Origin of the sequence: Actinomadura chokoriensis (genome assembly GCF_039529475.1) — a bacterium.
GTDB lineage: Bacteria > Actinomycetota > Actinomycetes > Streptosporangiales > Streptosporangiaceae > Spirillospora > Spirillospora bangladeshensis.
On sequence record NZ_BAAAMW010000091.1, the window covers coordinates 1 to 518 of the forward strand.

Annotated in this window: 2 protein-coding genes; one reads left to right on the forward strand and one right to left on the reverse strand. The window is 67.2% G+C overall.

Features of this window, described 5'->3' with window-relative positions; genetic code table 11:
* On the forward strand, positions 1 to 281 hold a 281-nt coding region (locus tag ABFX46_RS43385; RefSeq protein ID WP_346050480.1), incomplete at its 5' end, for an NUDIX domain-containing protein.
* An 8-nt stretch (positions 282 to 289) separates the two neighbouring features.
* On the opposite strand, the gene ABFX46_RS43390 is transcribed toward ABFX46_RS43385, so the two are convergent.
* The coding region (locus ABFX46_RS43390; RefSeq protein ID WP_346050482.1) for a transposase family protein at positions 290 to 518 on the reverse strand (229 nt) is incomplete at its 5' end.

The window sequence follows — 518 nt, forward strand, 5'->3', positions numbered from 1 at the left end:
GGTACGCCGACCCCGGAGAGGACCCGGCCGTCACCGCCGTGCGCGAGGTCGAAGAGGAGACCGGCTGGCGGCCTCGCAGCGTGGAGTTCCTGCTCAGCTTCCAACCGATGGTCGGTTCCGCTGACGCACCGCAAGACCTCTACCTGGCCCACGGCGCCGACCTGGTCGGGGAGCCTGTTCGAGGTGCTCGGCGAACAGGGGAAGCACCCAGTCCCTCGAGTAAGCCTTCAGGAGCGTCAGCGTTGGATTCGAGTCCAACGCCGCCCGGATCCGTGAGCTAATTCCAACCTCATTTGGCCTGGTGGTGCAGGGTGAGGATGGCTTGGACGATGGCGGTCAGGCGGCTTGGTGAGCAGCGGGCCTTCCGGAGAATGTGCCAGTGCTTGAGTGACGCGGCGCCCTGTTCGCCGAGTGCGCGGACCTTGGCGTGGTGCCGGTTGAACAGCTTCTTGCGTTTGCCGAGCTTGCGGCGCTTGTCGCGCTTGTAGGGGGTGCCGATGGCGCCGCCGGCGCCGACG